Consider the following 26,321-nt stretch of genomic DNA (forward strand, 5'->3'; position numbering starts at 1 on the left):
ATGAGCGACACGGGCGGATTCGAAAGCCCGGTACCGGATCACCGCAGAAATCGGGAGCCGGTCCAGCTTTCGCTGTTTCTGAATATCGACGGGTTCGAAGGGCCCATCGACGTGTTGCTGCAGCTCGCCCGCGAGCAGAAGGTGGATCTAGTCCACGTCTCGGTTCTCCAGCTCGCCGAGCAGTATCTGGCCTTCGTCAATCAGGCACAGCAGCTCAATCTGGAGCTCGCGGCGGATTATCTCGTTATGGCTGCCTGGCTGGCTTACCTCAAATCCCGGCTTCTTCTCCCTCCCACGGAAAAGGAGGAGGAAGAACAAACGCCGGAAGAGATGGCGGAACTGCTTCGCTTCCAGCTGATGCGCCTTGAGGCGATGCAGCAGGCCGGCGAGGCGCTGATGGCACGTCCCCAGTTCGGCAGCGATTTCTTCGCGCGCGGGCAGGGCGACCGTATCTCGGTGAAGCGCCGTCCGGTCTACGACGTGACTCTCTATGAGTTGCTGAAGGCCTACGCCGACCACAGGGTCCGCCACGACCGTCAGGCGCTGAAGATCGAGGCGACTCATCTCTATTCCGTCGAGGACGCGGTACAGCGGCTGAGCCGTGTTCTGGGCGCCGTGCCGGAATGGCAGACAATATTCTCCTTTCTTCCGCCGGGAATCCGCAAGGGTTTGCGGATGCGTTCCGCCATGGCTTCGACCTTTGTGGCCTCGCTGCAGCTGGTGAAGGACGGCAAGGCCGAGATCAACCAGGCCGGCACGTTCGCGCCGATCTATTTCCGCTCCCGGGAGGGCGATGCGTGAGTTCCGATCAGACCGAGACCAACGGGCCGAGCCGGGCCGAGCGGATCGTCGAGGCCCTGCTGTTCGCCAGCAAGGACCCGCTGTCGCCGGCTGAAATCGACGAGCGGTTACCGGATGGTGTCTCTGCAGACGCGATCCTCGAGACGCTGCAGAAACGCTATGCCGATCGCGGTATCCACCTGGTGAAGATAAAGGACTGCTGGGCGTTCCGGACCGCGCCCGACATTGGCGAGGCCTTGCGGATTGAGGTCGCGGTGCGCCGCAAGCTTTCGCGGGCGGCGCTCGAGACTCTCTCCATCATCGCCTATCACGAGCCGGTCACGCGCGCCGATATAGAGGAGATCCGCGGTGTCGCGGTCAGCAAAGGAACGCTCGATGCCCTTCTGGAAGCCGGCTGGATCCAGCCGCGGGGACGGCGGCAGGTTCCCGGTCGCCCGCTTACCTGGGGCACCACAGAAGCGTTCCTCGATCATTTCGGCCTGAGTTCGCTCGGCGATTTGCCGGGCCTTGAAGAGCTGAAGGCCACCGGCATGCTCGACAAGCGTCCCGGCCTTACATCCATCGCGATGGGCGACAAGGACGATCTCGATGATGACGAGGAAGAGGATGACGGCCAGTTCGAACTGCTCGAAGCAGAGGACGGGTCGTAAGGGTTTCTTCTCCGCTCTCGCCGGTTCGCCTTGAGCAGGTTCCCCCGTTCTGATACGCCCGGTTCTACAATGAGCGTGATGTTGAGATATTGGCCATCATCGGGACTTCGTGCGGTTCCGGCTCCGTCCGGAACACTCCCGGAATGAGCCCCGTGCTGCGCCTCGAGGGCGTAACCCATCGGTTTGACGGTATCCCGGTCGTCGACAATCTTTCCCTGGAGATCGCCTCCGGCGAAGTTGTATGCCTGTTGGGACCATCCGGGTGCGGAAAGACCACGGCCTTGCGGCTTGCGGCCGGGCTCGAACAGCTCCAGACCGGACGCGTTACCCTGGGTGACAGGGAAGTTGCGGCGCCAAGCCAGCAGATTCCACCAGAAGAGCGCGGAATAGGGCTCGTTTTTCAGGATTACGCGCTGTTCCCGCATCTCAACGTGGCCGACAATGTCGCTTTCGGTCTGACGAGCCTTCCGAAACCCGCCCGCCGTGAGAAGGCGCTGCTCGAACTCCGGCGTGTCGGCATGGAAGGCGCGGCGGAGAAATTCCCGCACGAGCTGTCAGGCGGCCAGCAGCAGCGGGTTGCACTCGCGCGGGCCCTCGCGCCGAACCCGCGGATCATTCTTCTCGATGAACCTTACTCGGGACTCGATACCGCTCTGCGTAGCCAGGTGCGCGACGATGTACTCCATCTCCTGAAAGAAAGCGGGGCCGCGACCCTGATGGTCACGCACGATCCTGAAGAGGCCATGTTCATGGCCGACCGGATCGCTGTGATGCGCGACGGCCGGATCGTTCAGGAAGGCTCTCCGCACACGCTCTACTGCTATCCGAATTCTGCTTTCGTTGCGGGTTTTTTCGGCGAAGTGAATGTGTTCAGCGGTCCGGTGAAGGATGGTGAGGTGGAGACTCCGATCGGACCCGTTGCGGCGGGAGGCCTCAGTGAAGGCACAACAGCAACCGTCGTGGTCAGGCCGGAAGGTCTGCGGGTCACGACACTGCAGGCAGGACAAAGCGATTATACAGCACGTGTTATGCAGGCCCGTCTGCTCGGTCGCAGCAGCCTGATCCATTTGCATGTTCAGTCAGGCGAGAACGGCGGCAGCATCGAATGGCACTTCCATTCGCGCATGCCCGGAATATTTCTACCCGAGACCGGCACTCGGCTGCGGATCGATCTCGATCCGGGGCAGATTTTCGTGTTTCCCGCGTCCAACGGGGGCGCCACGTGAAATTGCGGCGGTGCGGGACGTTGCAGTGGCGCTATGAACATGCCTATATACCGCAAAAGTCCCGTAGCGGGACGGAACGAATTGAGACGAATGGGAGCGTGACCTTATGGGTGCGATGAGTATTTGGCACTGGCTGATCGTGATCGCTGTCGCCCTTTTGCTGTTTGGCGGCGGTGGCAAGATCTCCTCGCTGATGGGCGATTTCGGCAAGGGCCTGCGCAATTTCAAGAAGAGCATGAAGGAAGAGGGCGACGAGCAGGGCTCCGAGACGGAGAGCGCGAAGAGCCTGAAATCCGAAGAGTCCGCCGGGACCGAGTCCAAGGCCGATCAAGCTCAGAAAAGCTGACCGGACTGTCTTCTAATGGTCGCCCGGCATCACAGTGCCGGGAACGGATTCGCCCCGTACGGGCGGTCCGCAGGTGTGACTGATGGTATGCGCTGATGTTTGATCTCGGCTGGCAGGAATTCATGCTGATCGCGTTCGTCGCGGTGGTCGTCGTCGGCCCCCGCGACCTGCCGCGCGTGGTCCGCTCGGTCAGCACCTATATCCGCAAGGCAAGAAGCGTTGCGCGCGAATTCCAGAACAGTCTGGAAGAGGTTGCGCGTGAGGCGGAATTGGACGACCTGCGCAAGGAAGCCAAGAGTATCTCCGGCGGGAATCTTGAGAAGAAGATGAACGAATGGGTCGACCCTTCCGGGGAAACCCAGAAGGAGATGGAGCGCATCGCCAGCCAGGCGAAGGACGTGGCATCGTCCCGCCCAGTCGATAGCCCGGCCGAAGACAAGCCCGACGCAAGTCCGGAACCGGCCGCCGAACAGCCTCCCGCAGCGGAGGAGAAGCCGAAACCGGAGACCAAGAGCGCTGAGAAAAGCGCCGCGGCGGGACAATAACCGATGAGTGAAGATATCGAAGAAAAGCGGATGCCGCTGCTGGACCATCTGGTCGAACTGCGCACTCGCCTGATCTATTCCTTTGCCGCGTTTCTCATCGCTTTCTTCGCCTGCTATGCCGTTTCGGAGCAGATCTTTTCGATCCTGGTGGCGCCGCTCGCCGAGCTGACCGAAGGCGAAGCCGGACGCCGGATGATCTACACCGCGCTGCACGAGGCGTTCTTCACTTACCTGAAGGTTGCCTTTTTCGCTGCAGCCTGCGTCGCGTTTCCCGTGATTTCCGTTCAGATCTGGCAGTTCATTGCGCCGGGGCTCTACAAGGATGAGAAAGCGGCGTTCCTGCCATTCCTGATCGCGACCCCGTGCCTCTTCGCCCTCGGCGCTGCGATGGTCTATTTCCTGGTGATCCCGCTCGCTTGGCAGTTCTTTCTAGGCTTCGAGCATCCGGGCACCGACGGCTCTCTGCCGCTCGTTCTGGAGCCCAAGGTCGACCAGTATCTCTCGCTCGTCATGCGGCTGATCTTCGCATTCGGTGTCTGTTTCGAACTGCCGGTGCTGATGATCCTGCTCGCCAAGGTCGGGATCGTGACCTCGAAGGGGCTCGCCTCGAAGCGGAAATACGCGATCCTGATCGCGTTCGTCGTCGCAGCGATCCTTACCCCGCCGGACGTCATTTCCCAGGTCCTGCTCGCCATCCCGGTCGCGATTCTCTACGAGATTTCGATCATAGGTGCCCGCATTATCGAGAAGAAACGCGGATACGAGCCCGACAATTTCGACGATGACGAGGACGAAGACGAGACTTCGTCTAGCACCGCCACCTGACGCCGCGGCGCGCCGTTCTTAGGACCGGCCCCGCCGCTGGACCCGTCGGGTGGCACTGCCTATAAGAGTTCACCGGATTTCCGAACAGAATGGACGTGTGAGATGCACGATATCAGATGGATTCGCGAGGACGGAGCGGCCTTCGACAAGGCCATGGCGCGCCGCGGTTTCGAGCCGCAGGCCGGCGCCATCCTCGAGATTGACCAGAAGTGGCGCGATGCCACGACCGAGCTGCAGACACTGCAACAGCGGCGCAACGAGGCCTCCAAGGAGATCGGCAAGGTCAAGGGGCAGGGCGGCGACGCCGACGCGTTGATCAAGGAAGTCGCCGACATCAAGGCCCGCATGCAGCAGCTGGAAGACGAGGAGCGGGCGCTTTCCGAGCAGCTCGACGGCGCGCTGTCCGCGCTGCCGAACATCATGGCCGATGACGTGCCGGACGGTCCCGACGAGAGCGCGAATGTCGAGATCCGCAAGGTCGGCGAGGCAACACAGAAAAACGCGGCGTCGCCGGATCACGTGGCGATCGGCGAAAGTCTCGGGATGATGGATTTCGAGGCTGCGGCCAAGCTTTCCGGCGCCCGGTTCACGCTCCTGAAGGGCCAGCTCTCGCGCCTTGAGCGTGCACTCGCCAATTTCATGCTCGATATTCATACCGGCGAGTTCGGCTATACGGAGGTTTCGCCGCCCTACATGGTGCGCGACGCCGCGCTTTACGGGACGGGCCAGCTTCCGAAATTCGGCGATGACCTCTTCAAGACGACGGGCGATCACTGGCTGATCCCGACCGCCGAGGTGCCGCTGACCAATATCGCCGCCGGTGAAATCCTCGCGGAGGAGGAACTCCCGCTCCGCTTCACCGCCTATACGCCCTGTTTCCGTTCGGAAGCCGGTTCGGCCGGACGCGACACGCGCGGCATGATCCGCCTGCATCAGTTCAGCAAAGTCGAGCTCGTCTCCGTCACCCATCCGGACAAATCGGAGGAAGAGCACGAGCGGATGACGAATTGCGCCGAAGAGGTCCTGAAACGGCTGGGTCTGTCCTATCGCGTGGTCACCCTCTGCTCGGGCGATACCGGCTTCGGTGCCCGCAAAACCTACGATATTGAGGTCTGGCTGCCGGGACAGGACGACGGCAAGGGCATGTATCGCGAGATTTCGAGCTGCTCCAATTGCTGGGATTTCCAGGCGCGCCGGATGAAAGCCCGGTATAGGGAGGCCGGGGGGAAGAAGACCGCCTTCGTGCATACCCTGAACGGCTCGGCCCTCGCGGTCGGACGGACGCTGATAGCGGTGCTGGAGAATTACGCGGAAGAGGACGGTTCGGTTTCCGTGCCGGAGGCGCTGCAGCCCTATATGGGTGGCCTCACGCGGATCTCCGCCGCCGGCTGAGGGGGACTGCAACATGGCCTGGTCGCTCGATCTTTCGAAGCCACGCATCCTGATCTCCAACGACGATGGCTTCTACGCACCGGGGCTGCAGGTCCTGGTGCGTATGGCGCTCTCGATCTCGGAGGATGTCTGGGTTGTCGCCCCCGAGACCGAGCAGAGCGGGGCAGGACATTCGCTGACATTGCGCAGGCCGCTCCAGGCCCGTGAACACCAGCCGAACTGGTATTCGGTCAACGGCACACCGACCGATTGCGTACTCCTCGCGGTGAACGAACTGATGAAGGGCAAGCGCCCGGACATCGTCCTCTCCGGCGTGAACCGTCATGGCAACCTTGGCGAGGACGTGACCTATTCAGGCACGGTTTCCGCAGCCATGGAGGCGACCATCCTCGGGGTGCCGGCGATCGCCTTCAGCCAGGAACTGATCGACGGCGAGGCGGCGGACTGGAGCCCGGCGGAGACCTACGGTCCCGATCTGCTGCGCCGGGTTTTGAAACAGGGCTTCCCGCCACACACGCTGCTCAACGTCAATTTCCCGCCGGTTCCGGCCGACCGCGTCCGGGGCGTTCGTGTTACCAGTCAGGGCAAGCGGAAGAACGGCGACGACATTTTGGAAGTGATTGATCCCCGGGGCGCCAGGCACTACTGGATCGGCCATATCCAGAGCATGCGTCCCTTTGCCGAAGGAACCGATCTCGAAGCCGTCGACGACGGTTATATCTCTGTAACGCCGATCAAGATGGACATGACGGACCAGGAAACTCTGGCCGAGCTGCAACGCGCGTTCGGACCGGGAGGCCACTGAACGGCGATGACCCTCGACGAAAGCAAGATCCGCCTGATCATGGAACTGCGCCGCGAGGGGATCGCGGACAGTGCCGTGCTTGGCGCGATCGAGCGGACGCCGCGCGAAATCTTCATCCCGACGCCGATCAAAACCTTCGCCTACGACAACAGGGCGCTGCCCATCGGTGCCGGACAAACCATCAGCCAGCCTTATGTCGTCGCCTATATGACGCAGGCGCTGAAGCTCGACGACCGTTGCAAGGTTCTGGAGATTGGCACCGGTTCCGGCTATCAGACCGCCATCCTCGCAAAACTGGCGCGCCGGGTTTACACGATCGAACGTCACAAGAGTTTGGCGGAAGAGGCGGGCGAGCGTTTCAAGGAACTCGACCTGCACACGATCTCCACCCGCGTCGGTGATGGGAGCAAGGGATGGCCGGAACAGGCGCCGTTCGACCGCATCATCGTGACCGCGGCCTCGGAAGACGTTCCGGAAACCCTGCTGGAGCAGCTTGCGGTCGGCGGGATCATGGTGGTTCCGATCGGCCCGCAGGACGGCACACAGCATATTTACCGCTTCACCCGGACCGAGCACGGCTTCGAGCCGGAAAAGCTGCTTCCGGTGCGATTCGTGCCGCTGGTCGAAAGCGAAGTGCGCGACAGCGCCTGATTTTCCAGCCCTTACCGCCTGTTAGCGAACCGTCAACGGCGCCGCTTGAGCGCACATTCGGCAAAACCTAAACTCTGGCCATGGCTGAAAGGCGCTCCCCATTTTTTGCAGTGGCAGTGTTGTCGCTACTGCTTTCCACTCTGCTCGCGGCATGCGGCGGAACCGGCCCCCGGCTGGCGAATGACCGTCCGGGTGCATCCGTGCGCCTCGCCATTCCGCCGGGCGGGCGGATCAGCGCCGGTCCGAACGACACGGTCTATGAGATTTCCCGCCGCTACGGTGTGCCGGTCCGGGACATCATTCTCGCCAACGGCCTGCAGCCGCCCTACAAGCTTGATGTGGGGCAAGATCTGCGGCTGCCTGCGCCGAGCAACTACCTCGTGCGTCCCGGAGACACGGTTTTTTCGATTTCCCGCCGCTTCAATGTCGACATGCGGACGGTTGTCCAGATGAACGGCATAGCGCCTCCGTATCAAATTCGGGTCGGCCAGGAACTGCGCCTGCCTTCGCGCGAAGTTGCTGTTGCGAGCGCCGCTTCGCCTGCGACCTTACCCGAAGGACCCGGCGCTCGCGGCGACCGCACCCGCACGGCGCTTCTCTCGCCCGGAAATGTCGCATTGCCGGCCCCCAATCCGCGCGCCGGAACCTCGGTTGCTTCCGCACCGGCACGTCCGACGGTGCCCGCTCTGGCACCGGTACAGCCAAAGAGAAGCGCGACGCCAACGCCGAAGCAAAAGACCGGGCTCGAGGTCGCCAGGATCCGGCCGCCTGGCCGGGCCGGCTCGACGTTCCGCTGGCCGGTGAGGGGGCGGATCATTGCGAATTTCGGTCCGCGGGCAGGCGGTTTGCACAATGACGGGATCAATATCGCGGCGCCGCGTGGCGCGCCGGTCGGTGCGGCGGAGAACGGCGTGGTGGCCTATGCCGGCGACGGCTTGCCCGGTTTCGGAAAGCTGCTGCTACTCAAGCATTCGGGCGGCTGGATCACTGCCTATGCCCATAGCGACAAGCTGCTGGTGAAGCGCGGCGATGTGGTCCGCCGCGGTCAGACGATCGCGACGGTTGGCTCAAGCGGCAGCGTGGACCGGCCCCAGCTGCATTTCGAGGTGCGCCGGGAAAAACGCGCGGTCGATCCGCGCGACTACCTGGAAAAGTCCTGATTATAGGTAGTTAGGCGAGTTTCTTTCCAAGATCGCCAGCCAGATCCTGGATGAATTGCCAGGCGACGCGGCCGGAGCGCGCCCCACGGGTGACCTGCCACTCCTTCGCCCGGGCGCGCAGATCCTCTGTCGAGATCGGCAGGTCGTATGCGGCCGCATAGCCTTCGATCATGGAGAGGAAGGTATCCTGGTCGCAGGCATGGAAGCCGAGCCAGAGGCCGAACCGGTCGGAGAGAGAAACCTTTTCCTCAACCGCTTCGCCGGGATTGATCGCCGTCGAACGCTCGTTGTCGATCATGTCGCGGGCCATGAGGTGGCGGCGGTTCGAAGTGGCGTAGAAGAGGACGTTGCTCGGACGGCCTTCGACGCCGCCTTCCAGCACAGCCTTCAGCGATTTGTAGGAATTGTCCGCGAAATCGAAGGAAAGATCGTCGCAGAAGACGATCAGCCGACGATCCGTGTCGCGGGCCAGATTGAGAAGACGCGGCAGGGTTTCGAGGTCCTCGCGATGGATTTCGACCAGAGCCAGTATTCCGTCGCGCTTGCTGTTCACCTCGGCATGTACGGCTTTGACGAGCGAGCTTTTGCCCATACCGCGCGAGCCCCAGAGCAGGGCATTGTTCGCGGGCAATCCCTGCGCGAAGCGGTCCGTATTCTCGTAGAGCTGGTCAAGCTGCGGGCCGACGCCTTTCAGGAGGGCGATATCGACCCTGTTGATCTGCCGCACCGGATCGACCTGGCCGGCTTGCGCGTTCCAGACGAACCCTTCGGCATCCCCGAGATCGGCGGCCTTGGCCGGGGGCGGAGCGATCCGCTCCAGCGCGTCTGCGATACGGGCGAGGATCTCGAGCTCACGGGCGTCGGACATGTCACTGAACCTTGGGCAGAAATATCGAACCAGTTCCCGTTGCGGAGGCTCCGGGGCGGCGGGAAAGTATCACACGCCGCCGCGCCGTCAATTCCGCGGGGTTCCGGCCATTGAAATTGCCGGGCGGGGCTTTATAGTCCGCCGTTCCGTGTTTTCGGCTGCAACCGGCTTAAATGGCTGGCAGCGAGGCCGCGAACCGACTATGTGAGCGGGGTATGTGCAGAGGCGCAATGACCCTGCGGCAGTTTGGGAGAACTTGATGCTCATTTCACCGGCCTATGCCCAGGCGGCTGGCGGAGCCGGCGGCGGCTTCGATCTGATGGCGTTCCTGCCTCTGATCCTGATTTTCGTCGTCTTCTATTTCCTTCTGATTCGTCCGCAGCAGAAGCGGGTTAAGGAACACAAGGAGATGCTCTCCAAGGTGCGCCGGAACGACGTGATCGTGACCAATGGCGGCCTGGTCGGCACGGTCACCAAAGTGATCGAAGACAAGGACGAGCTGCTGGTTGAGATCGCCGACGGTGTAAAGGTCCGTGTCGTGCGCAGCATGATCACTGACGTGCGGGCGAAGACCGAACCGGCGAACACGGATGCCGCCGGCAAGAAGCCGGCCTCGGACGAGAAAAAAGAAGAGAAGAAGTAAGACGGTATCGGCGCCGGCAACGGCGCCGACCGCATTCTGTCTGCCTGATCCGGCTAGAGGCACTTAAGAGATGCTCCAATTTCAGCCTTGGAAGATCACACTCGTGGCGCTGGTATGTGCCCTGGGGGTGTTGTACGCGGCGCCGAATGCCATTGAGCGCGACCTGACGCAGGACTTGCCGTCTTCCTGGCTGCCAGGGAAGAAGATCAATCTCGGCCTCGACTTGCAGGGCGGCTCGCACCTGCTTCTGGAAGTCGATGTCGACGTGGTGATCGCCGAGCGCCTCGAATCCATTGTGGATCAGGCGCGCCGTAATCTTCGTGAGGAACGCATCGGATATCGCGGCCTCGGGGTGAACGGGGAGAGTGTCCGCTTCACGGTCCGCAGCCCGGAAGATCTCGACAAGGCGCGGGAAGCGGTGCGCCGGATAGATCCGCAGACACTAACGGAAACCGATAACGGCAATCACGTTCGCATAACGCTTACCGAAACCGCGATCCGGGATCTGAAATCACGCGCGATCTCTCAGTCCATCGAGATTGTCCGCCGCCGGATCGACGAAACGGGTGTGCGCGAGCCGACGATCCAGCGCCAGGGCGACGATCGTATCCTGTTGCAGCTTCCCGGTGTCGACGACCCGGAACGGATCAAGGCCCTGTTGGGGCAAACCGCGAAGTTGACCTTCCGCATGGTAGATCCCACCGCCTCGGTTCAGGACGCGCTCCAGGGCCGTGTGCCGCCGGGCTCTCAGCTTCTCGAAGCGGCTGACGAGCGTCCGGGCGCGCCGCGTCATTACGTGGTGAAACGCCGCGTGATGGTCAGCGGCGAGAACCTCGTCGACGCCCAGCCCAGCTTCCAGGACGGCCAGCCGGTCGTCAGTTTCCGCTTCGACAGCGTCGGCGGCCGCCGCTTCGGTCAGGCGACATCTGAGAATGTCGGCCGCCCCTTCGCCATCGTGCTCGACGGCAAGGTGATCAGCGCACCGGTTATCCAGACCGCCATTCTCGGCGGCGCCGGGATTATTTCGGGCAGTTTCACGGTGCAGGAGGTTCAGGACCTGTCTCTGCTGCTGCGCGCGGGTGCGCTTCCGGCACCGTTGCAGGTTCTTGAAGAACGTACCGTCGGTCCGGGGCTCGGTGCCGACTCGATCGCCGCCGGCAAGATCGCGAGCGTGATCGGCCTGCTTCTGGTGATCGTCTTCATGATCGTTTCCTACGGGTTCTTCGGCCTGCTCGCGAATATCGCTCTGTTCTTCAACATGGCGCTGATCGTTGCCGTGCTATCGACCCTACAGGCGACGCTGACCCTTCCGGGTATCGCCGGCATCGTGCTCACCATCGGCATGGCGGTCGACGCGAACGTGCTGATCTTCGAGCGCATCCGGGAAGAGATCCGCAACGGCCGTACGCCGATGGCCTCAATCGAGGCCGGCTACAAGCGGGCCTTCAGGACCATCGTTGATTCGAACCTGACGACCTTGTTCGCTGCCATGTTCCTCTATTTCGTCGGCTCCGGGCCGGTGAAGGGCTTCGCTGTGACGCTGGGGATCGGAATCCTGACCTCGATGTTCACCGCGACCATGGTGACGCGCTTGCTCGTCGTGCTCTGGATGCGGCGCAGCCGTCCGAGCGAACTTCCGATCTGAGGGAACAAAGAGATGTTCAAACCGCTCCGCATCGTTCCCCACGGAACCAATTTTCCTTTCGTCCAGAACCGGACCAAGGCGTTCATTTTCTCGCTCGCCCTGATGCTGGCCAGCCTCGGGGCACTGCTCGTCAACGGGCTGAATTTCGGCATCGATTTCCGCGGCGGCATCCTGATGGAAGTGCAGACCGAGGGACCGGCCGACATTCCGGCACTGCGGACGGAGCTCGGCGCGCTCGCTCTCGGCGATGTCAGCATCCAGGAATTCGGCGCCGAGGATGAGATCCTGATTCGCATCCAGCGTCAGGACGGGGCCGAGGCCGAGCAGCTCGCAGCCGTCGATACTGTGAAGGCGACCCTTGGCGAGAAGGTCGAGTACCGGCGCACCGAGTTCGTCGGACCGACGGTCGGTCAGGAGCTGATCGAAGCCGGTCTGTTCGCCATGCTTGGCGCTCTTGGCGCCATCCTGATCTACATCTGGTTTCGCTTCGAGTGGCAGTTCGGCGTCTGCGCCCTGATCGCGCTCAGCCACGATGTCTTCTCGACCTTCGGGCTCTTTGCCCTCAACGGGCACGAGTTCAATCTTCCGACGGTCGCTGCGATCCTGACCATTGCCGGGTACTCGATCAACGACACCGTCGTGGTGTTCGACCGGGTGCGGGAGAATTTCCGCAAGTACAAGAAGATGACGCTCGTCGACCTGTTCAATCTCTCGGTCAACGAGACCTTGTCCCGCACAACGATGACCTCGCTCACCACTTTGCTCGCGCTTCTGGCTATCTATTTCTTCGGAGGAGCGGTGCTGGCGGATTTCGCACTGGCGATGATCTGGGGCGTGGTGATCGGAACCTATTCCTCGGTCTTTATCGCGGTCCCGTTGCTGCTCTATCTCGAGCCGCGGCGCGGTGACGAGGAAGACGAGGACGGCGTGCCGGGCGTCGCGGCACAGGGAGCCGACGGCCAGAAGGACTGATCCAATGGACGTAACGCCCCTGATTCCGGAAGGCCGCCAGCTGATCGAGGCTTACGGCGACGGGGCGTTCCGGATCACCGGGGAGCGCTATGCCGGACCCGTCATCGTGTTTCCGGAGGAAACGCTGGACTGGAACCCGGCCGAGGTTGCGGATCTGACGCTCGCCGATTTCGTCCCCGTGACGGGCCGGGAGCCCGCTCCCGAAATCCTGCTTTTCGGCACCGGCGCGCGGACCGAATTCGTGCTCCCGTCGCTTCGTGCGTCGATCCGCGAGAAAGGCCCGGTCGTCGATATCATGGATACCGGCGCTGCCTGCCGCACCTACAATGTCCTGCTGGCGGAAGGGCGCCGGGTCGCGGCGGCGCTTCTGCCCGTTGACTGAGCTCGCCGGAGCGCGGGATATCGCATTTTGCCGCGAGATTGCGGGTCGCGCGAATGCCAATCTGTTGCATGCGGCCCGTCTCTTGCCCCAGTCGCGGCAAGCATTCTTTTTCGCAAGCTATGCTGCAATGAGGCTGATCGACGACGCGGTCGACGATGGTTTCCTCGTGCGCCCTGCGACAGATCGCGCCGCGGCCAGAAGCGAAATGCTGGCTGCTATCGATCACTGGGAGGCGCAATGCCTCGGGAGGGCAGAAGAGGGACCGCTGCCTGCACCGGTCCAGCGCGCGCTCCGGAGAATCGTCCGGATATCGGATCTCGGAGACACGCCGTGGCGTGGCCTCGCGGAAGCCATGCGCCGCGATGCCCGCGAGACGCCAATGGTGGAGTGGGAGGATTTTCTCGCCTACGCATCGGGCGCCACGGTCGCGCCGGCGACAATCTTCATCTACCTGCTCGCAGCCGACCCGAGCGAAGAGGGTTTCCGTTGGCGCCTGCCGTCTCCGCCCGAGGGCTATGCGGAGGATCTTGGCATCTTCTGTTACCTGGTTCATATCCTGCGCGATCTCGCCAAGGACGCTGAGCGTTCAGAGCGGCTCGTCACCATTCCCGAAAGTCTGCTTCGTCGTGCGGGGATCGCAAAGACCGAGTTGTCCGAGGCGGTCAAGCAGCGCGACGGCCGAATTTCAATACTTGCGGCGGATTTGCGGGAGCGTGCGGCCGCTCATCTGGTAAAAGGCCGGGGAGCGCTTGCAGAGCTGGGTCCCCTGATTGGCCGGCGGGAATATCTCGCGCTGAAAGGCTTGATCCGGATTTATGTGTCGCTTTTCGAGCGGTTCGGTACCGACTTCTTTGAGGGGATGGCGGCCGCGCCGGGACTGGAGACGGCATTGCGGGCCGAACTTCTGGTCGCCGAGGCAGAAGAATGACGCCGGACCAAACCGGATTGTCACCGGCGGCAGCGCTGCTTCGCCGGCAGGACCCGGACCGGTTCCGGTTCGCTCTATTCGCTCCGCCTTCCGCCCGCGAGGCACTGTTCACGCTCTATGCCTTCAATCACGAAGTCGCCAAGACGCGCGAAAGTGTGAGCGAAACCATGATCGGCGGGATCCGGCTGCAATGGTGGCGCGAGAGCATCGAGGGCATCTATGGCGGCGTACCGCGCCAGCATGAGATCGTTCTGCCGCTCGCAGCCTGTATCGAAGCCTATTCGCTGTCCCGCAACGCGTTCGACGGGTTGATCAATGCCCGCGAAAGGGATCTGGAAGACCGTCCGATGGACGATCTGAGCGAGGCGGAGCGTTATCTGCGTGCGGCCACGGAACCGCTCATAGAGCTTGCGGGGATGATTCTCGATCCTGCCGGTAAGTTGGAGCGCAACGGTCTCGCTGATATCGCCGCCGGGCATGCCTTCATGGGCAAACTGCGTGCAACCGGTCATCTTGAGGCGGCCCGCAGGCCGTTCTTCCCGCGCAGTCTTCTGGAAAAGCATGGCGGCAGCCCCCGGAAGTTCTCCGAACTCAAGATGGATGAAGGATGCCGTTCGGCCGTTCGTGAGATGGCCGATCACGCGCTTGCCCTGACAGCGCGCGGACTTGCCAGAACCCGCAAGGAAAGAACGCTGGCTCCGCTGCTGCTCCCCGCGCGTCAGACCCGGTCGCGCGGCAGCCAGCTTGCAAAACTTCGCTATGATCCGTTCGACATGCGCTTCGCCGGGCCGGATCCGCTGGAAATCTGGCGCTTCTGGCTCTCCCGGTTCTCCGGCCGGTATTGACCCGTTATTCGGCGGCCTGACGCGTTTCGGCCAGCCAGGCATCGAGATCGCGCAGGGCACGGCCGGCCATGGCAGCCTTTCGGTCCCGGCCTTTCAGCTTGCGGCGCTTGCCGTTCGGTGTGATCTCGGGCTCGACGGGCGGAAAAAGCCCGAAATTGACATTCATAGGCTGGAAGGTCTCGGCGTCCGCATCGCCGGTGATATGCGAGAGCAGGGCGCCGAGTGCCGTCGTCCGGGGTGGCAGGGAAGGATTCTGGCCCAGCCGTTCTGCCGCGGCGAACCGCCCGGCGAGCAGACCGATCGCGGCGCTTTCGACATACCCTTCTACTCCGGTTATCTGTCCGGCGAAACGGAGCCGTGTCTGCGCCTTCATTCGGAGCGTGCCGTCGAGCAGGGTCGGGGAATTGATGAAGGTGTTGCGGTGAATCCCGCCGAGACGTGCAAATTCGGCTTTTTCCAGCCCCGGGATGGTACGGAAGACCTCGGTCTGGGCGCCGTAACGCATCTTGGTCTGGAAACCCACAATGTTGTAGAGCGTGCCGAGCGCATTGTCCTGCCGTAGCTGGACGACCGCATGGGCCCGGGTACCCGTCCGCGGATCCGTCAGACCGACCGGCTTCATCGGCCCGAAACGGAGGGTTTCGCGGCCACGCTCTGCCATCACCTCGATCGGCATGCAGCCGTCGAAATAGGGCGTGTCCTTCTCCCACTCACGGAACTCCATTTTTTCCGCGGCAAGCAGAGCATCGATGAAGGCCTCGTATTGCGCCTCATCCATCGGGCAGTTGATATAATCCTTGCCGTCGCCGCCCGGACCGACCTTGTCATAGCGGGACTGGAACCAGGCGATGTCGAAATCGATGCTGTCCTTGTGCACGATCGGCGCGATAGCATCGAAGAAAGCCAAAGATTGCTGTCCGGCCAATTTTGCCACGGCTTCCGACAATCCAGGCGAGGTGAGGGGGCCGGTTGCGATAATGACCGAATCCCATTCCTCCGGCGGCAGTCCTCCGATCTCACCGCGGTCGACCGTGACCAGCGGGTGATCCGCAAGAGCCTTCTCGACCGACGCAGAGAAATGATCGCGATCCACCGCGAGTGCGGATCCTGCAGGAACCTTGTGCTCATCCGCGGAGCGCAGGATCACGGAGCCGAGCCGCCGCATTTCCTCGTGCAGAACGCCGACCGCATTGCCTTCCGCATCGTCGGAACGGAAAGAGTTCGAGCATACCAGTTCTGCGAGGCCGTCGGTCTGGTGCGCCTCGGTTCCGCGCTCTGGGCGCATTTCGTGCAGCACCACGGGCACGCCCGCGCTCGCGAGCTGCCAGGACGCTTCGGAGCCGGCAAGGCCGCCGCCAATGACGTGGACCGGAGAAATATCGCTCATCGGGATTTCCGTGTTTCGCGTTGGACGCCAAGTGGCGAAGAGATAGCCCCTCCATCCCCGAACATCAACGCGCGGACAATTCTTGATATCCCGTTAACCAGTTTTTCAACTGTTTTCGGCATGATAGAGAGGATAAGACCATGATTTGCAAATTCGATCCCGATCAGCACAAAACGGCCTCATGAGCGACACCGGGTATTTCGAAAGTTTCGACCGTCAGAAGCTGGACCCTACCGACAAGGACGGCTTCAAGACCGCGATGATCGATTTCTGCCGCAGCAACAAGATGGCGGCGGATGCGCTTCTGGCGGGCAATGTCGAAATGCTCGGTCTCGAAAACCTCAAGGAGCGGTTCGGCGATAACTGGGTCAAGGTCCGCGGCAAGGTTCACTTGCTTACCGAGACCATTATCAAGAAAGTCATCACGCCCCACGACGTCTACGTTCTCGCGAACGCTGAGCAGTTCATCGTCCTGTTCGGAAAAGACGATCGCGCCACGGCGCAAATGAAAGCGCAGCAGATCGCCAAGGAGGTCAATCGCCGCCTCCACGGTGCCGGTCCGGATAGCGGGTTCGAAGGCGTTGTCGTCAAATCGATGATCTTCGAGGTCCCGCGCGACGAGCCGGAAAAGCTGACTGGGGTCAAGGAACTGACCGAAACTGTTGAGGAGGCACGGCAGAAGAAGCAGGACGAGGAGACCGAGGCCTTTGAAGCGGCCAAGGAAACCATCCGACTGCATTACTGGCCGATCACCAATATCCGCAAGCGGCTGGTCTCGATGTACCGTGCCGAGCTGACGATCCCGGACGGGATGATGCCGGACGACGGCAGCGAGACCGGAGCGCTGGAATGCGCCATGGATATCGCCACGGTCCAGCTGGCGCGCTCGACGCTCGAAGACAATCCGCGAGCGAAACCGTTTCTTCTGATGCCCCTCCATATGGACACGATCACCAGCAAGCAGTTTCGGGAAGCGATTCTCGTCGAATTGAAGCTCCTGCCCGAGTGGGCGGAAAAACGTCTCCTGCTTTACGTCATAGGCATTGACGACGATGTGCCGCAGACCGTCCTGCACAACAACTTTACCTACCTCTCGCCATTCTGCGCCGGGTTCGTCGGCAGTTTCTCTCGGCAGTTCAAACGCGCCGACCAGCTGCAGGGCGCCGGCCTGATCGGCACGGCCTGTACCGCCGGAGATGCGAAGGAAGTCACGCCCAGCCTGGTCGAGGAACTCAGCAATTTCGTCGTGAACAATCACGGCGGGCGCAACAGAACCTTCTTTTTCGGGGCTCCGGATCTGGACACCGCGACCTCGGCCCGGAAGGTTCACTACGACTATGTCGACGGTCCGGGTGTAGCGCCGGCGCTCGGCAGCTTCGGACCGGTGTTCAGCGTCGCCTGATAATGACTCGCTAAACGAGCACAATGATCGCGGCGCCGGTCACGGCGAGCAGGGCGCCAGCTGTGGCGCGCGGCGACGGCCTCTGTCGCTCAACGATCCAGACCAGAGGCAGGATCAGGACGGGAGCCAGAGAGCCGAGGACGGCCGCGACGCCTGCCTGCGTATGCGCGAATGCGTAGAGAAGTAGCGGGGTCGAAAAGCTGTAGCCCATCAGACCGGGTAGAATCGTGCGAAACAGAAGATTGGGCGTGACTTCGCGCGCCGAGACGCTTCTCGTCTGGTGCCAGAGGCCCGCAAGCGACACAAGCAGTGAGGCGCCGAGTAGTCGGACGGCTCCGAGTGCCATCGGCTCCGTACCGGATTGCATCGCGGGCTTGAGGCACAGAAATCCGATTCCCTGACAGAGAGCCGAGGCGAGTCCGAAGAAAAGCACTGGAGCGACGGAGCCGCGTGTCCCGTTCGAATGCGTGGCGGTAACCGCGAGTGATACACCGCCAAGAGCGATTAATCCGCCTGCCAAGTCGGCCGGTTCAAGCGTCTCATCGTACCAGAAATACGCCATTGCCGCGATGATTGGCGCCTTAAGAGAGATGACCAGTTCGGCGTTTCTGGGCCCACCACGGCGCAGGCACTCCACCATGGCAAGGTTCCCGAGAATGACGCCGATCGAGATACTCACCAGGAAGCTCGGCCAATGCTGCCAGTTCACGCTTGGCCATTGCCCGAGCAGGGCCACCAGCAGTCCGGTAACCAATCCGGCGACCAGGAGCTGGATACGGGTAAATTCGAAAGCACCGAGTTGTTGGGCTGGGCCGTGAGCAAGCACCATGCCCGCAGCCCAGCCGAATGACGCCGTGGTTGCGGCCAGCGCCCCAAGCATGATCATGAGGGCCGAACCCGGGGTGATATTACGACGTGCATACGGCGATTGGCGGTACTGACCAGATAGACGGCAACAGAGATCAGTCCGAGCGCAATGACCGAACTCGCTTTGAGCGGCTCCCCGAGAAGAGCGACGCCGAAGAAGGTTCCGAGCGCCGGAACGAGGAAATTGATCTGCTGCATGCGTCCCGCGCCAAGCAGCGGCACCAGATGGAAATAGATCAGCGTCGCGATCGCGGTCGAACACACACCGAGGTAGAGCATGGCGAGGACCGGAGCTGCGGTCGGCATTTCTCCGGAAAACGGCGCCTCGAAGAGAAAGGCGCCGCTGCATGCGGCCATCGCGCCAAGGACGAGCGATCCGGTTGCCATCTGCAATGGCGGGACGGTGACGTAACGCCGGACATACAGAGTGGTTCCCGTGTAACAGAGCGCCGCACCCAGGATCGCGATCTGGCCGGCGAAGTGCCCACCGATGCCGGAAAGTGCGCTGACGCCAACGAGCGCGACGAGGCCGGCGACACCGAAAAGAATTCCGAGCACCGCACGTGGTGTCAGAAATTCGTTGGGAAGGATCATGGGCGCCAGAAATACCGTCGCGACCGGGGCGATCCCCATCAAGAGGGCGGCAAGACCGCTCTCTACGTAGAGTTCGCCGTAACCGATGAGCAGGAACGGAAACACGTTTCCGAACAGCGCCGAGACGCCGTAGGCAACGAGAGCCGACCTGTCGGTTCTAAGCGTTTCCGAGCGCAGTTTGAGCACGAAATAGAGCAGACAAGCCCCGATCACCATTCTTTGCGCGACAATGGTCATCGGGCCGAATGAGTCGAGACCGATTTTTACAGCCACGTAAGATCCACTCCAGAAGACGGCGAGCAGGAGCCAGAGCGCCAAGAGATGCATGACGACCTCCTTATTTGCGGCTGGTAATCGACGGCCGCAGTTGCTACGATATCAGTAGCAAAAATCGCTACACTTTTAATAGCGCTATGGCAAGAGAGAAACTTACCGACATTCCGCTCCCGGGAGGGCCGGTGCGGGGATCCCGCACCGGGCAGCCCATCATGGTGCTGTTCGATTTGCTGGGACGCCGCTGGGCGCTCGGAATCCTCTGGAACCTAAGCGTGGAACCATTGACCTTCCGCGACCTTCAGAGCCGTTGCGAGTCGGTTTCGCCGACCGTGCTAAACACGCGCCTGAAGGAACTCAGGACCGCGGGGCTGGTCGAGAAGACGGATGCGGGCTACGACCTGACCGAAGACGGAAAGACACTGTTCCGGCATCTTGAGCCGCTCGGGGACTGGGCGATGGGATGGGCGCCAACCCTCTAACAGCGGGTTCTATGCGCTCTTCTTCGCTCGAGCCGCGTCGAGATAGGGCGCGAGATATTTGCCCGTATAGCTGCCGGAGGTCTGCGCGACATCTTCCGGGGTGCCTTCGGCGACGATCTTGCCGCCGCCCGACCCGCCCTCGGGGCCGAGATCGACGATCCAGTCGGCGGTCTTGATCACCTCCAGATTGTGTTCGATCACGATCACCGTATTCCCCTGCTCGACAAGGGCCTGCAACACTTCAAGCAGCTTGCGCACATCCTCGAAATGCAGGCCGGTCGTCGGCTCGTCGAGAATATAAAGCGTCTTGCCGGTCGCGCGGCGCGAGAGCTCCTTCGAAAGCTTGACGCGCTGCGCCTCGCCGCCCGAAAGGGTGGTCGCAGCCTGGCCGATCTGGATATAGCCGAGCCCGACCCGTTCCAGGGTCTCCAACTTGTCCCGGATCGACGGCACCGCCTTGAAGAACTCGGCACCTTCCTCGACCGTCAGCTCCAAGACCTCGGCGATCGACTTGTCCTTGTAGGTGATCTCGAGGGTCTCGCGGTTGTAGCGTTTGCCTTTGCAAACGTCGCACTGGACGTAGACATCCGGCAGGAAGTGCATTTCGATCTTGATGACGCCGTCGCCCTGACAGGCCTCGCAGCGACCGCCTTTCACATTGAAGGAAAAACGGCCCGGCTTGTAACCGCGGGTCTTGGCTTCCGGCAGGCCGGCGAACCAGTCCCGGATCGGGGTGAAGGCGCCGGTATAAGTCGCCGGGTTCGAGCGCGGCGTGCGGCCTATCGGCGACTGGTCGATATCGACCACCTTGTCGAGGAATTCGAGCCCCTCGATGCTGTCGAACGGCCCAGGATGTTCCCGCGCGCCATGCAGCTTTCGGGCGATCGCCTTCCAGAGTGTTTCGATGATGAGCGAGGATTTGCCGCCGCCGGAAACGCCGGTGACGCAGGTGAGGGTGCCAAGCGGTATCGAGACGGAAACATCGTCGAGATTGTTCGCCGTCGCGCCGGTCAGCGTGATGTGCTTGCCTTTCTTGGCCTTGCGCCTCTCGGCCGGGATCGGCACCTGTCGGAACCCGGTCAGATACTGGCCGGTCAGGCTCTGCGGCGCGCGCATGATCTCTTCCGGCGTGCCGGCGGCGACCACGGTACCGCCATGGACACCGGCGCCCGGCCCCATGTCCACGACATAATCGGCGGAACGGATCGCATCCTCGTCATGCTCGACCACGAGCACGGTGTTCCCGAGATCCCGCAGACGGACCAGCGTGGCCAGCAAGCGATCATTGTCACGCTGATGCAGGCCGATGGAGGGTTCGTCCAGAACGTAGAGCACGCCCGTCAGACCGGAGCCGATCTGCGAAGCGAGACGGATGCGCTGGCTCTCCCCGCCGGAGAGCGTTCCCGAAGCCCGCGACATGGTGAGATAGTCGAGCCCGACATTGTTCAGGAAGCCGAGTCTCTCGTTGATTTCCTTCAGGATCCGCTCGGCGATTTCCGCCTGCTTGCCGGTGAGGTTCCCGGTCAGGGCGGTGAACCAGGCGACCGCTTCCGAAATCGACATCTCTGTGACCTCGGAGATGTTGAGCCCGGCGATCTTCACCGCGAGCGCTTCCGGCTTCAGGCGCTGCCCGTGACAGGCGTCGCAGGGCGCGACCGACTGGTATTTGGAGAGTTCTTCCCGGCTCCAGGCCGATTCCGTCTCCCTGAAGCGCCGTTCCATGTTCGGAATGATGCCTTCGAAAGGCTTGTTGGTCTGATAGCTCCGGAGCCCGTCATCGAAGGTCATGACGACGCGCTCGCTGCCGGTGCCGTAGAGCAGGGCGCTTTGCGCCTTTTCCGGCAGATCCTCGTAGGCGGTGTCGAGCGAGATATCGAGATGCTTCGCCAAGCTCTCCAGCGACTGCATATAGTATTTCGAGGAGGAGTTCGCCCAGGGTGCGATCGCCCCCTTGCGAAGGCTCTTGGAGCCTTCGGGAACGATCAGGCCCGGATCGAAATACATGCTGCTGCCGAGCCCGTCGCAGCTCGGACAGGCGCCGAACGGGTTGTTGAAGGAGAACAGCCGGGGCTCGATCTCGTCGATGGTGAAGCCGGAGACGGGGCAGGCGAACTTGGCGGAGAAGGTCGTGCGTTCTCCGCTTGAGGCGTCCTCCGCAATCAGCAATCCGTCGGAGAGATCGAGCGCGGTCTCGACGGAATCGGCCAGCCGGGTCGCGATGCCCTCGCGGACCACGAGCCGGTCGACCACAACCTCGATATCGTGCTTCAGCTTCTTGTTGAGGGCCGGAACCTCGTCGATCTCGTAGAGCTCGCCGTCGACCTTCAGACGCTGAAAGCCCTGTTTGCGCAGCTCCGCCATCTCCTTGCGGTACTCGCCCTTGCGGCCGCGCACGATGGGGGCAAGCAGATAGAGCCGGGTGCCATCGTCCATCTCCAGAATTCGGTCGACCATCTGGCTGACCGTCTGGCTCTCGATCGGCAGTCCCGTCGCGGGAGAGTAGGGGATGCCGATGCGGGCATAGAGCAGACGGAGATAGTCGTAGACCTCCGTCACCGTGCCGACCGTGGAACGCGGGTTGCGCGACGTCGTCTTCTGTTCGATGGAGATCGCTGGCGAGAGCCCCTCGATCAGGTCCACATCCGGCTTCTGCATCAGCTCCAGGAACTGGCGCGCATAGGCGGACAGGCTTTCGACATAGCGCCGCTGGCCCTCGGCATAGATCGTATCGAAGGCGAGCGAGGACTTTCCGGAGCCGCTGAGACCGGTCAGGACGGTCAGGGAGTTCCGCGGGATCGCGACATCGACGCCCTTCAGATTGTGCTCCCGGGCACCCTGAACGCGGATATCTTTCGGTTCGGAAGAGGCTGACATCGGCGGAAATCCGGATTAAGAACGAAACAGAAACATTTATAGGTCGCGCGGCCGTGCTTGGCCACCATGATTTTGCGGGTGCAGCAATTCCGCGCGCCCTCGGGTTTCAAAGGATCGCGACTGGATTAGCGCTCCCGGATATGGGACAGTCCGGCAACAAATTCCCCGAGGGGCAAATTCGTAGAGTGGAATTAGAACCATGGCAGGCAGCGTCAACAAGGTCATTCTCGTCGGCAATCTCGGTCGCGACCCGGATATCCGGAGCATGCAGGACGGCAACAAGGTCGTGAACCTCTCCGTCGCAACGTCGGAGACCTGGCGTGATCGGAACAGCGGCGAGCGCCGCGAGCGCACGGAATGGCACAGGGTGGTGATCTTCAACGAGAACCTCGCCAAGGTTGCCGAGCAGTATCTTCGCAAAGGCTCGAAGGTCTATGTCGAAGGTCAGCTGCAGACCAGGAAATGGACCGACCAGTCGGGACAGGAGAAATACTCGACCGAGGTCGTGCTGCAGCGTTTCCGCGGCGAGCTCCAGATGCTCGATGGGCGCGGCGAAGGCGGCGGCGGTCAGGGCGGCGGCTATGGCGGTGACGACGGGTTCAACCAGGGCGGCGGGTACGGCGGCGGCTCGGGTGGCGGATATGGCGGTGGCAGCGGGGGCGGCCAGCCTCCGGTTGGCGGGCCGGGCGATCTCGACGACGAGATCCCGTTCTGAACACGCTCACAATCGCATGAAACGAGCCCGGTCGGATCGTCCGTCCGGGCTCATTCTTTTTTGAAGCGCCGGTTATCGCACACGTCGATGCCGGCATGAAGATTATCGATTTCCAAGATTGCTACCGTCATGGGCCAAATCTCCCGACTGACAATTGGGAGAAAGAAAGATGGTGCAACGGGAAATTCTGAAACGCGAAATCAAGGCGCTGGTCTTCGATCAGTACGGAACGGTCGTGGACATGCAATCCGGCCTGACCGAAATCGCGGCGCCATTCCTGAAAGCCAAAGGGTGGGACGGCGAAGCGCACCGTTTTGTCACCTGGTGGCGCCGGACGCATTTCGAAAACTCCATGATCGACGCGCTTTGCGACCGGGGACACACGCCGTATCGCCAGATCGGGCACAGAGCCGTTTCCTACGTGCTTGATCGTTGCGGGATCACTTATTCGCAAACCGAGATCAAGTGGCTGGTTTCCGAGATCGAAAAACTCCCGCCGTTCCCGGATGTCCTGAGAGCACTGAGCGCGCTACGAACGGCGGGATACAGGCTGGTAATCCTCTCGAACGGTGACAGTGACATGCTGCAGGCGGCGAAGTCTCATATCGGCTTCGAATTCGATGCGGTGATCTCGGTCGATCAGGCCGGGTATTTCAAACCGCATTGGAAGACCTACGCCAAGGCCGAAGAAGTCATCGGGCTCGACCGGTCGAGCTGCCTGTTCGTCGCGAACCACGCCTTCGATTGCATCGGAGCGAAATCCTACGGCATGCGGACAGCCTTCATCGACCGGCGAAAGCGGCCATTCGGCGAAACGCCGCATCAGCCGGACATCACCGTCGCCGACTTCGCCGAACTCGCGTCCACGATGTGCGATGACGGACATGAGACCGCTTGACGGTATCCGCGTCGTCGATCTGACCCGTGTTGTGTCCGGTCCGTTCTGCACCATGCAACTCGGCGATTTCGGCGCAGACGTCCTAAAGATCGAGCGTCCCGGAACGGGCGATGACGCTCGTGCTTTCGCCCCGCCGTACCAAGGGGATCAGTCGGCCTATTTCCTTTCGGTGAACCGGAACAAGAAAAGCGTCGTGCTCGATCTCAAGGCAGCCGCGGACCAAGAGGCGCTCTGGCAACTCATCGGAAGTGCCGATGTCCTGGTGGAGAACTTTCGTTCCGGCGTCATGGAGCGGATCGGATTCGGGTACGAGGAGGTACGCCAGCGGCGCCCGGAACTTGTCTATGCCTCGATTTCAGGTTTCGGGGACAGCGGTCCGGGAAAGGACCGCCCGGGCTATGACGTCATCGTTCAGGGAGAGGCCGGCCTGATGGATCTGACCGGCCCGGAAGACGGTTCTCCCTTCAAGGTCGGCACCTCGATCGCGGATCTGGCATCAGGTCTAGTCGCCTCGCAGGCGATCATCGCGGCGCTCTATGCGCGTCAGCGCGGCGGTACCGGGCAACACATACAGATCTCGATGTACGAAGTCGTCGCATCGCTGCTGACCTTCAATGCCGGCATCTATTTCGCCACCGGCCAGACACCTCGGCGTCGAGGGAACGCGCATCCGACGATCGTGCCATACGAGCCATTCGAGGCGAATGATGGGTGGATCAATCTCGGCATCGCCAATGATGCGCTCTGGACCTCCTTCTGTCGGGCGATCGAACGCCCGGATCTTGCCGTGGACCCGCGGTTCCTTCAGGCGGAAGAGCGGGTGCGCAACAGGAAGGCCCTGACCCCCGTCGTAGCCTCCATCATCGCCGGGAGGAGCCGGGACGACTGGCTGAATTTGCTGAGTCCTCTCGGGATTCCCTGCGGGGCCATCCGAACGGTTGCCGAGGTCTGCGACGGCCCCGTTCTGGCCGCACGCGATATGATCGCGGAAATGCAGCACGGTACTGCCGGGCGCGTCAAAAATATCAAAAATCCCGCGAGGATGGGCGGAACGCCGCTTGAGGTCTATCGCGCCCCGCCGACGCTGGGAGAACATAGCGAGGAGGTCCTGAGTGCACTTCGGGAAAACAGAGAGAATGGTCATGGCGCGGACAAGTGAGTGTCTGGCCGATATGATGGCGGCATGAGCCTGCACAAGACTGATCTCAATCTTCTCAAGGCTTTCGATGCGCTAATGCAGACGCGCCACGTCTCGAGGGCTGCCGCGCTCATCGGTATGGGGCAACCGGGAATGAGCGCGGCGCTGAGCCGTCTCCGGGCGACGTTCCAGGACGAACTTCTGGTCAAGCAGGGTGGGGAGATGGTGCCGACGCCGCGAGCCCTCGCTCTAGAGCCGGATGTCAGACGGATGCTGCGGGAAATCGGCCGGCTGGTGACGGAACCCGATCCATTCGAGCCGAAACTGAGCCGTCGCTGCGTTCCTGTGAGGCTGTCGGATTTGTTGTCTCGCCTTCTGTTGCCGGAGCTGCTCGAACGATTCGACAGAGAGGCTCCGGGCATGAGCCTGGAAATCCTGCACCTGGGACCTGACGCCACGGTCGACGGACTTGAGAGAAACCTGGTGGAACTGGCCGTGAGCACCGACCTGCACGCGCCGAAATCGATCCAGAGCGAGTTTTATTTCCGGGACAATGTGGTCGTTGTGGCTCGCAACGGGCATCCGGCACGCGAAACGCTCGGAACGCTCGAAGGCTTTCTCGCGGCGCCGCAGGTCAAGATTGCTCAAAGCCCGATCGACGACCGTTTTGCCGACCGTCAGCTCGCGCGCATGGGCCGAAAGCGCAAAATTCGGGCAACTGTGCCGCATTGGCTTGCGGTTCCGGATATTGTCGCGCGCACAGATCTGGTTGCGATCCTGCCACGGAGCATTGCCGGCAAGGAGCAAGAAAATTATGGCCTGATGTTGATCGAACCGCCTTTCGAGGACAGCTCATTCGATTGGTCGCTTTACTGGCGTCGCCGCCTTTCCGACGACCCGGCCATACTCTTCCTGCGTGACATGTTTCTGCGGATCAAGCCCGACTGACGATGCCTCCCCGAGCTTGCCAATAGACCGGAAGTTCCATACTCAATGGTCCAGTCCGA

General features: G+C 62.0%; 27 protein-coding genes. 22 read left to right on the forward strand and 5 right to left on the reverse strand.

Going from position 1 to position 26,321, the window contains the following annotated elements; translation table 11 throughout:
• The 10 genes from NUH88_RS00005 (at window position 1) to NUH88_RS00050 (ending at window position 8,401) form a co-directional block, all read left to right on the forward strand.
• A complete protein-coding gene (locus NUH88_RS00005; protein ID WP_257769109.1) occupies window positions 1-801 on the forward strand; it encodes a segregation and condensation protein A in 801 nt (266 codons plus the stop codon).
• On the forward strand, window positions 798-1,451 hold the full coding sequence (scpB, locus tag NUH88_RS00010; RefSeq protein WP_257769110.1) for an SMC-Scp complex subunit ScpB: 654 nt from the start codon (window positions 798-800) through the stop codon (window positions 1,449-1,451). Before NUH88_RS00005 ends, scpB begins: the two co-directional genes overlap by 4 nt.
• 143 nt (window positions 1,452-1,594) lie before the next feature.
• Window positions 1,595-2,677 (forward strand): ABC transporter ATP-binding protein, encoded by a 1,083-nt coding sequence (locus NUH88_RS00015; protein WP_257769111.1) that lies wholly within the window; start codon window positions 1,595-1,597, stop codon window positions 2,675-2,677.
• Between the two features lie 106 nt (window positions 2,678-2,783).
• The gene (locus tag NUH88_RS00020) at window positions 2,784-3,023 is read left to right on the forward strand and encodes a twin-arginine translocase TatA/TatE family subunit (RefSeq protein WP_308220081.1); all 240 of its coding nucleotides are present in this window, start codon (window positions 2,784-2,786) and stop codon (window positions 3,021-3,023) included.
• 95 nt (window positions 3,024-3,118) lie between these two features.
• Window positions 3,119-3,568 (forward strand): Sec-independent protein translocase protein TatB, encoded by a 450-nt coding sequence (gene tatB / locus NUH88_RS00025; protein ID WP_257769112.1) that lies wholly within the window; start codon window positions 3,119-3,121, stop codon window positions 3,566-3,568.
• Window positions 3,569-3,571: 3 nt separating this feature from the next.
• Complete coding sequence (gene tatC / locus NUH88_RS00030; RefSeq protein ID WP_257769114.1) at window positions 3,572-4,393, forward strand: twin-arginine translocase subunit TatC; 822 nt, start codon at window positions 3,572-3,574, stop codon at window positions 4,391-4,393.
• 102 nt (window positions 4,394-4,495) lie between these two features.
• Window positions 4,496-5,785, forward strand: coding sequence for a serine--tRNA ligase (serS, locus tag NUH88_RS00035; protein WP_257769116.1), 1,290 nt, complete (start codon window positions 4,496-4,498; stop codon window positions 5,783-5,785).
• 13 nt (window positions 5,786-5,798) lie between these two features.
• Window positions 5,799-6,590, forward strand: a complete 792-nt coding sequence (surE, locus tag NUH88_RS00040) for a 5'/3'-nucleotidase SurE (RefSeq protein ID WP_257769118.1) — start codon at window positions 5,799-5,801, stop codon at window positions 6,588-6,590.
• A 6-nt stretch (window positions 6,591-6,596) separates the two neighbouring features.
• The gene (locus tag NUH88_RS00045; protein WP_257769120.1) at window positions 6,597-7,241 is read left to right on the forward strand and encodes a protein-L-isoaspartate(D-aspartate) O-methyltransferase; all 645 of its coding nucleotides are present in this window, start codon (window positions 6,597-6,599) and stop codon (window positions 7,239-7,241) included.
• A 119-nt stretch (window positions 7,242-7,360) separates the two neighbouring features.
• On the forward strand, window positions 7,361-8,401 hold the full coding sequence (locus NUH88_RS00050; protein WP_257769122.1) for a LysM peptidoglycan-binding domain-containing M23 family metallopeptidase: 1,041 nt from the start codon (window positions 7,361-7,363) through the stop codon (window positions 8,399-8,401).
• Between the two features lie 10 nt (window positions 8,402-8,411).
• Here the strand turns inward: NUH88_RS00050 and NUH88_RS00055 are convergent, their stop codons facing one another.
• The gene (locus NUH88_RS00055; RefSeq protein WP_257769124.1) at window positions 8,412-9,269 is read right to left on the reverse strand and encodes an ATP-binding protein; all 858 of its coding nucleotides are present in this window, start codon (window positions 9,267-9,269) and stop codon (window positions 8,412-8,414) included.
• A 259-nt stretch (window positions 9,270-9,528) separates the two neighbouring features.
• Between NUH88_RS00055 and yajC the strand changes: the two genes are divergently transcribed.
• From yajC to NUH88_RS00085, 6 genes are all read left to right on the forward strand, one after another.
• Window positions 9,529-9,912, forward strand: a complete 384-nt coding sequence (yajC, locus tag NUH88_RS00060) for a preprotein translocase subunit YajC (RefSeq protein ID WP_257769131.1) — start codon at window positions 9,529-9,531, stop codon at window positions 9,910-9,912.
• Window positions 9,913-9,982: 70 nt separating this feature from the next.
• Window positions 9,983-11,557 (forward strand): protein translocase subunit SecD, encoded by a 1,575-nt coding sequence (gene secD / locus NUH88_RS00065; protein WP_257769133.1) that lies wholly within the window; start codon window positions 9,983-9,985, stop codon window positions 11,555-11,557.
• Window positions 11,558-11,569: 12 nt separating this feature from the next.
• Entirely contained in the window at window positions 11,570-12,529 is a 960-nt protein-coding gene (secF, locus tag NUH88_RS00070) for a protein translocase subunit SecF (RefSeq protein ID WP_257769135.1), read from the forward strand.
• Window positions 12,530-12,533: 4 nt separating this feature from the next.
• Window positions 12,534-12,911 (forward strand): Mth938-like domain-containing protein, encoded by a 378-nt coding sequence (locus NUH88_RS00075; protein WP_257769137.1) that lies wholly within the window; start codon window positions 12,534-12,536, stop codon window positions 12,909-12,911.
• Window positions 12,856-13,839 (forward strand): phytoene/squalene synthase family protein, encoded by a 984-nt coding sequence (locus NUH88_RS00080; RefSeq protein WP_257769139.1) that lies wholly within the window; start codon window positions 12,856-12,858, stop codon window positions 13,837-13,839. Before NUH88_RS00075 ends, NUH88_RS00080 begins: the two co-directional genes overlap by 56 nt.
• A complete protein-coding gene (locus NUH88_RS00085; RefSeq protein WP_257769141.1) occupies window positions 13,836-14,684 on the forward strand; it encodes a phytoene/squalene synthase family protein in 849 nt (282 codons plus the stop codon). Before NUH88_RS00080 ends, NUH88_RS00085 begins: the two co-directional genes overlap by 4 nt.
• 4 nt (window positions 14,685-14,688) lie before the next feature.
• Here the strand turns inward: NUH88_RS00085 and trmFO are convergent, their stop codons facing one another.
• The gene (trmFO, locus tag NUH88_RS00090) at window positions 14,689-16,071 is read right to left on the reverse strand and encodes a methylenetetrahydrofolate--tRNA-(uracil(54)-C(5))-methyltransferase (FADH(2)-oxidizing) TrmFO (protein ID WP_257769143.1); all 1,383 of its coding nucleotides are present in this window, start codon (window positions 16,069-16,071) and stop codon (window positions 14,689-14,691) included.
• Between the two features lie 181 nt (window positions 16,072-16,252).
• Between trmFO and NUH88_RS00095 the strand changes: the two genes are divergently transcribed.
• Window positions 16,253-17,473, forward strand: a complete 1,221-nt coding sequence (locus tag NUH88_RS00095; protein WP_257769145.1) for a hypothetical protein — start codon at window positions 16,253-16,255, stop codon at window positions 17,471-17,473.
• Between the two features lie 10 nt (window positions 17,474-17,483).
• On the opposite strand, the gene NUH88_RS00100 is transcribed toward NUH88_RS00095, so the two are convergent.
• Window positions 17,484-18,353, reverse strand: a complete 870-nt coding sequence (locus NUH88_RS00100) for a DMT family transporter (protein ID WP_257769147.1) — start codon at window positions 18,351-18,353, stop codon at window positions 17,484-17,486.
• A 2-nt stretch (window positions 18,354-18,355) separates the two neighbouring features.
• On the reverse strand, window positions 18,356-19,261 hold the full coding sequence (locus NUH88_RS00105) for a DMT family transporter (RefSeq protein ID WP_257769149.1): 906 nt from the start codon (window positions 19,259-19,261) through the stop codon (window positions 18,356-18,358).
• Window positions 19,262-19,392: 131 nt separating this feature from the next.
• On the opposite strand from NUH88_RS00105, the gene NUH88_RS00110 reads away from it, so the two are divergent.
• Window positions 19,393-19,689, forward strand: a complete 297-nt coding sequence (locus NUH88_RS00110) for a winged helix-turn-helix transcriptional regulator (RefSeq protein WP_257769150.1) — start codon at window positions 19,393-19,395, stop codon at window positions 19,687-19,689.
• A gap of 9 nt (window positions 19,690-19,698) precedes the next feature.
• On the opposite strand, the gene uvrA is transcribed toward NUH88_RS00110, so the two are convergent.
• The gene (gene uvrA, locus NUH88_RS00115) at window positions 19,699-22,563 is read right to left on the reverse strand and encodes an excinuclease ABC subunit UvrA (RefSeq protein ID WP_257769151.1); all 2,865 of its coding nucleotides are present in this window, start codon (window positions 22,561-22,563) and stop codon (window positions 19,699-19,701) included.
• Between the two features lie 199 nt (window positions 22,564-22,762).
• Between uvrA and ssb the strand changes: the two genes are divergently transcribed.
• The 4 genes from ssb to NUH88_RS00135 all read left to right on the forward strand — a co-directional run bounded on the left by ssb (window position 22,763) and on the right by NUH88_RS00135 (window position 26,262).
• Window positions 22,763-23,278 (forward strand): single-stranded DNA-binding protein, encoded by a 516-nt coding sequence (gene ssb, locus NUH88_RS00120; RefSeq protein ID WP_257769153.1) that lies wholly within the window; start codon window positions 22,763-22,765, stop codon window positions 23,276-23,278.
• A 169-nt stretch (window positions 23,279-23,447) separates the two neighbouring features.
• A complete protein-coding gene (locus NUH88_RS00125; protein WP_257769155.1) occupies window positions 23,448-24,176 on the forward strand; it encodes a haloacid dehalogenase type II in 729 nt (242 codons plus the stop codon).
• Window positions 24,163-25,335, forward strand: coding sequence for a CaiB/BaiF CoA transferase family protein (locus tag NUH88_RS00130; protein WP_257769156.1), 1,173 nt, complete (start codon window positions 24,163-24,165; stop codon window positions 25,333-25,335). The genes NUH88_RS00125 and NUH88_RS00130 overlap by 14 nt, the downstream gene beginning before the upstream one ends.
• A 24-nt stretch (window positions 25,336-25,359) precedes the next feature.
• Window positions 25,360-26,262 carry a LysR family transcriptional regulator gene (locus tag NUH88_RS00135; RefSeq protein ID WP_257769157.1) on the forward strand — a complete coding sequence of 301 codons (903 nt, stop codon included), beginning with the start codon at window positions 25,360-25,362 and terminating at the stop codon, window positions 26,260-26,262.
• The last annotated feature ends 59 nt before the right edge of the window (window positions 26,263-26,321 follow it).

Source organism: Nisaea acidiphila, from assembly GCF_024662015.1.
Taxonomy (GTDB): Bacteria; Pseudomonadota; Alphaproteobacteria; order Thalassobaculales; family Thalassobaculaceae; genus Nisaea; species Nisaea acidiphila.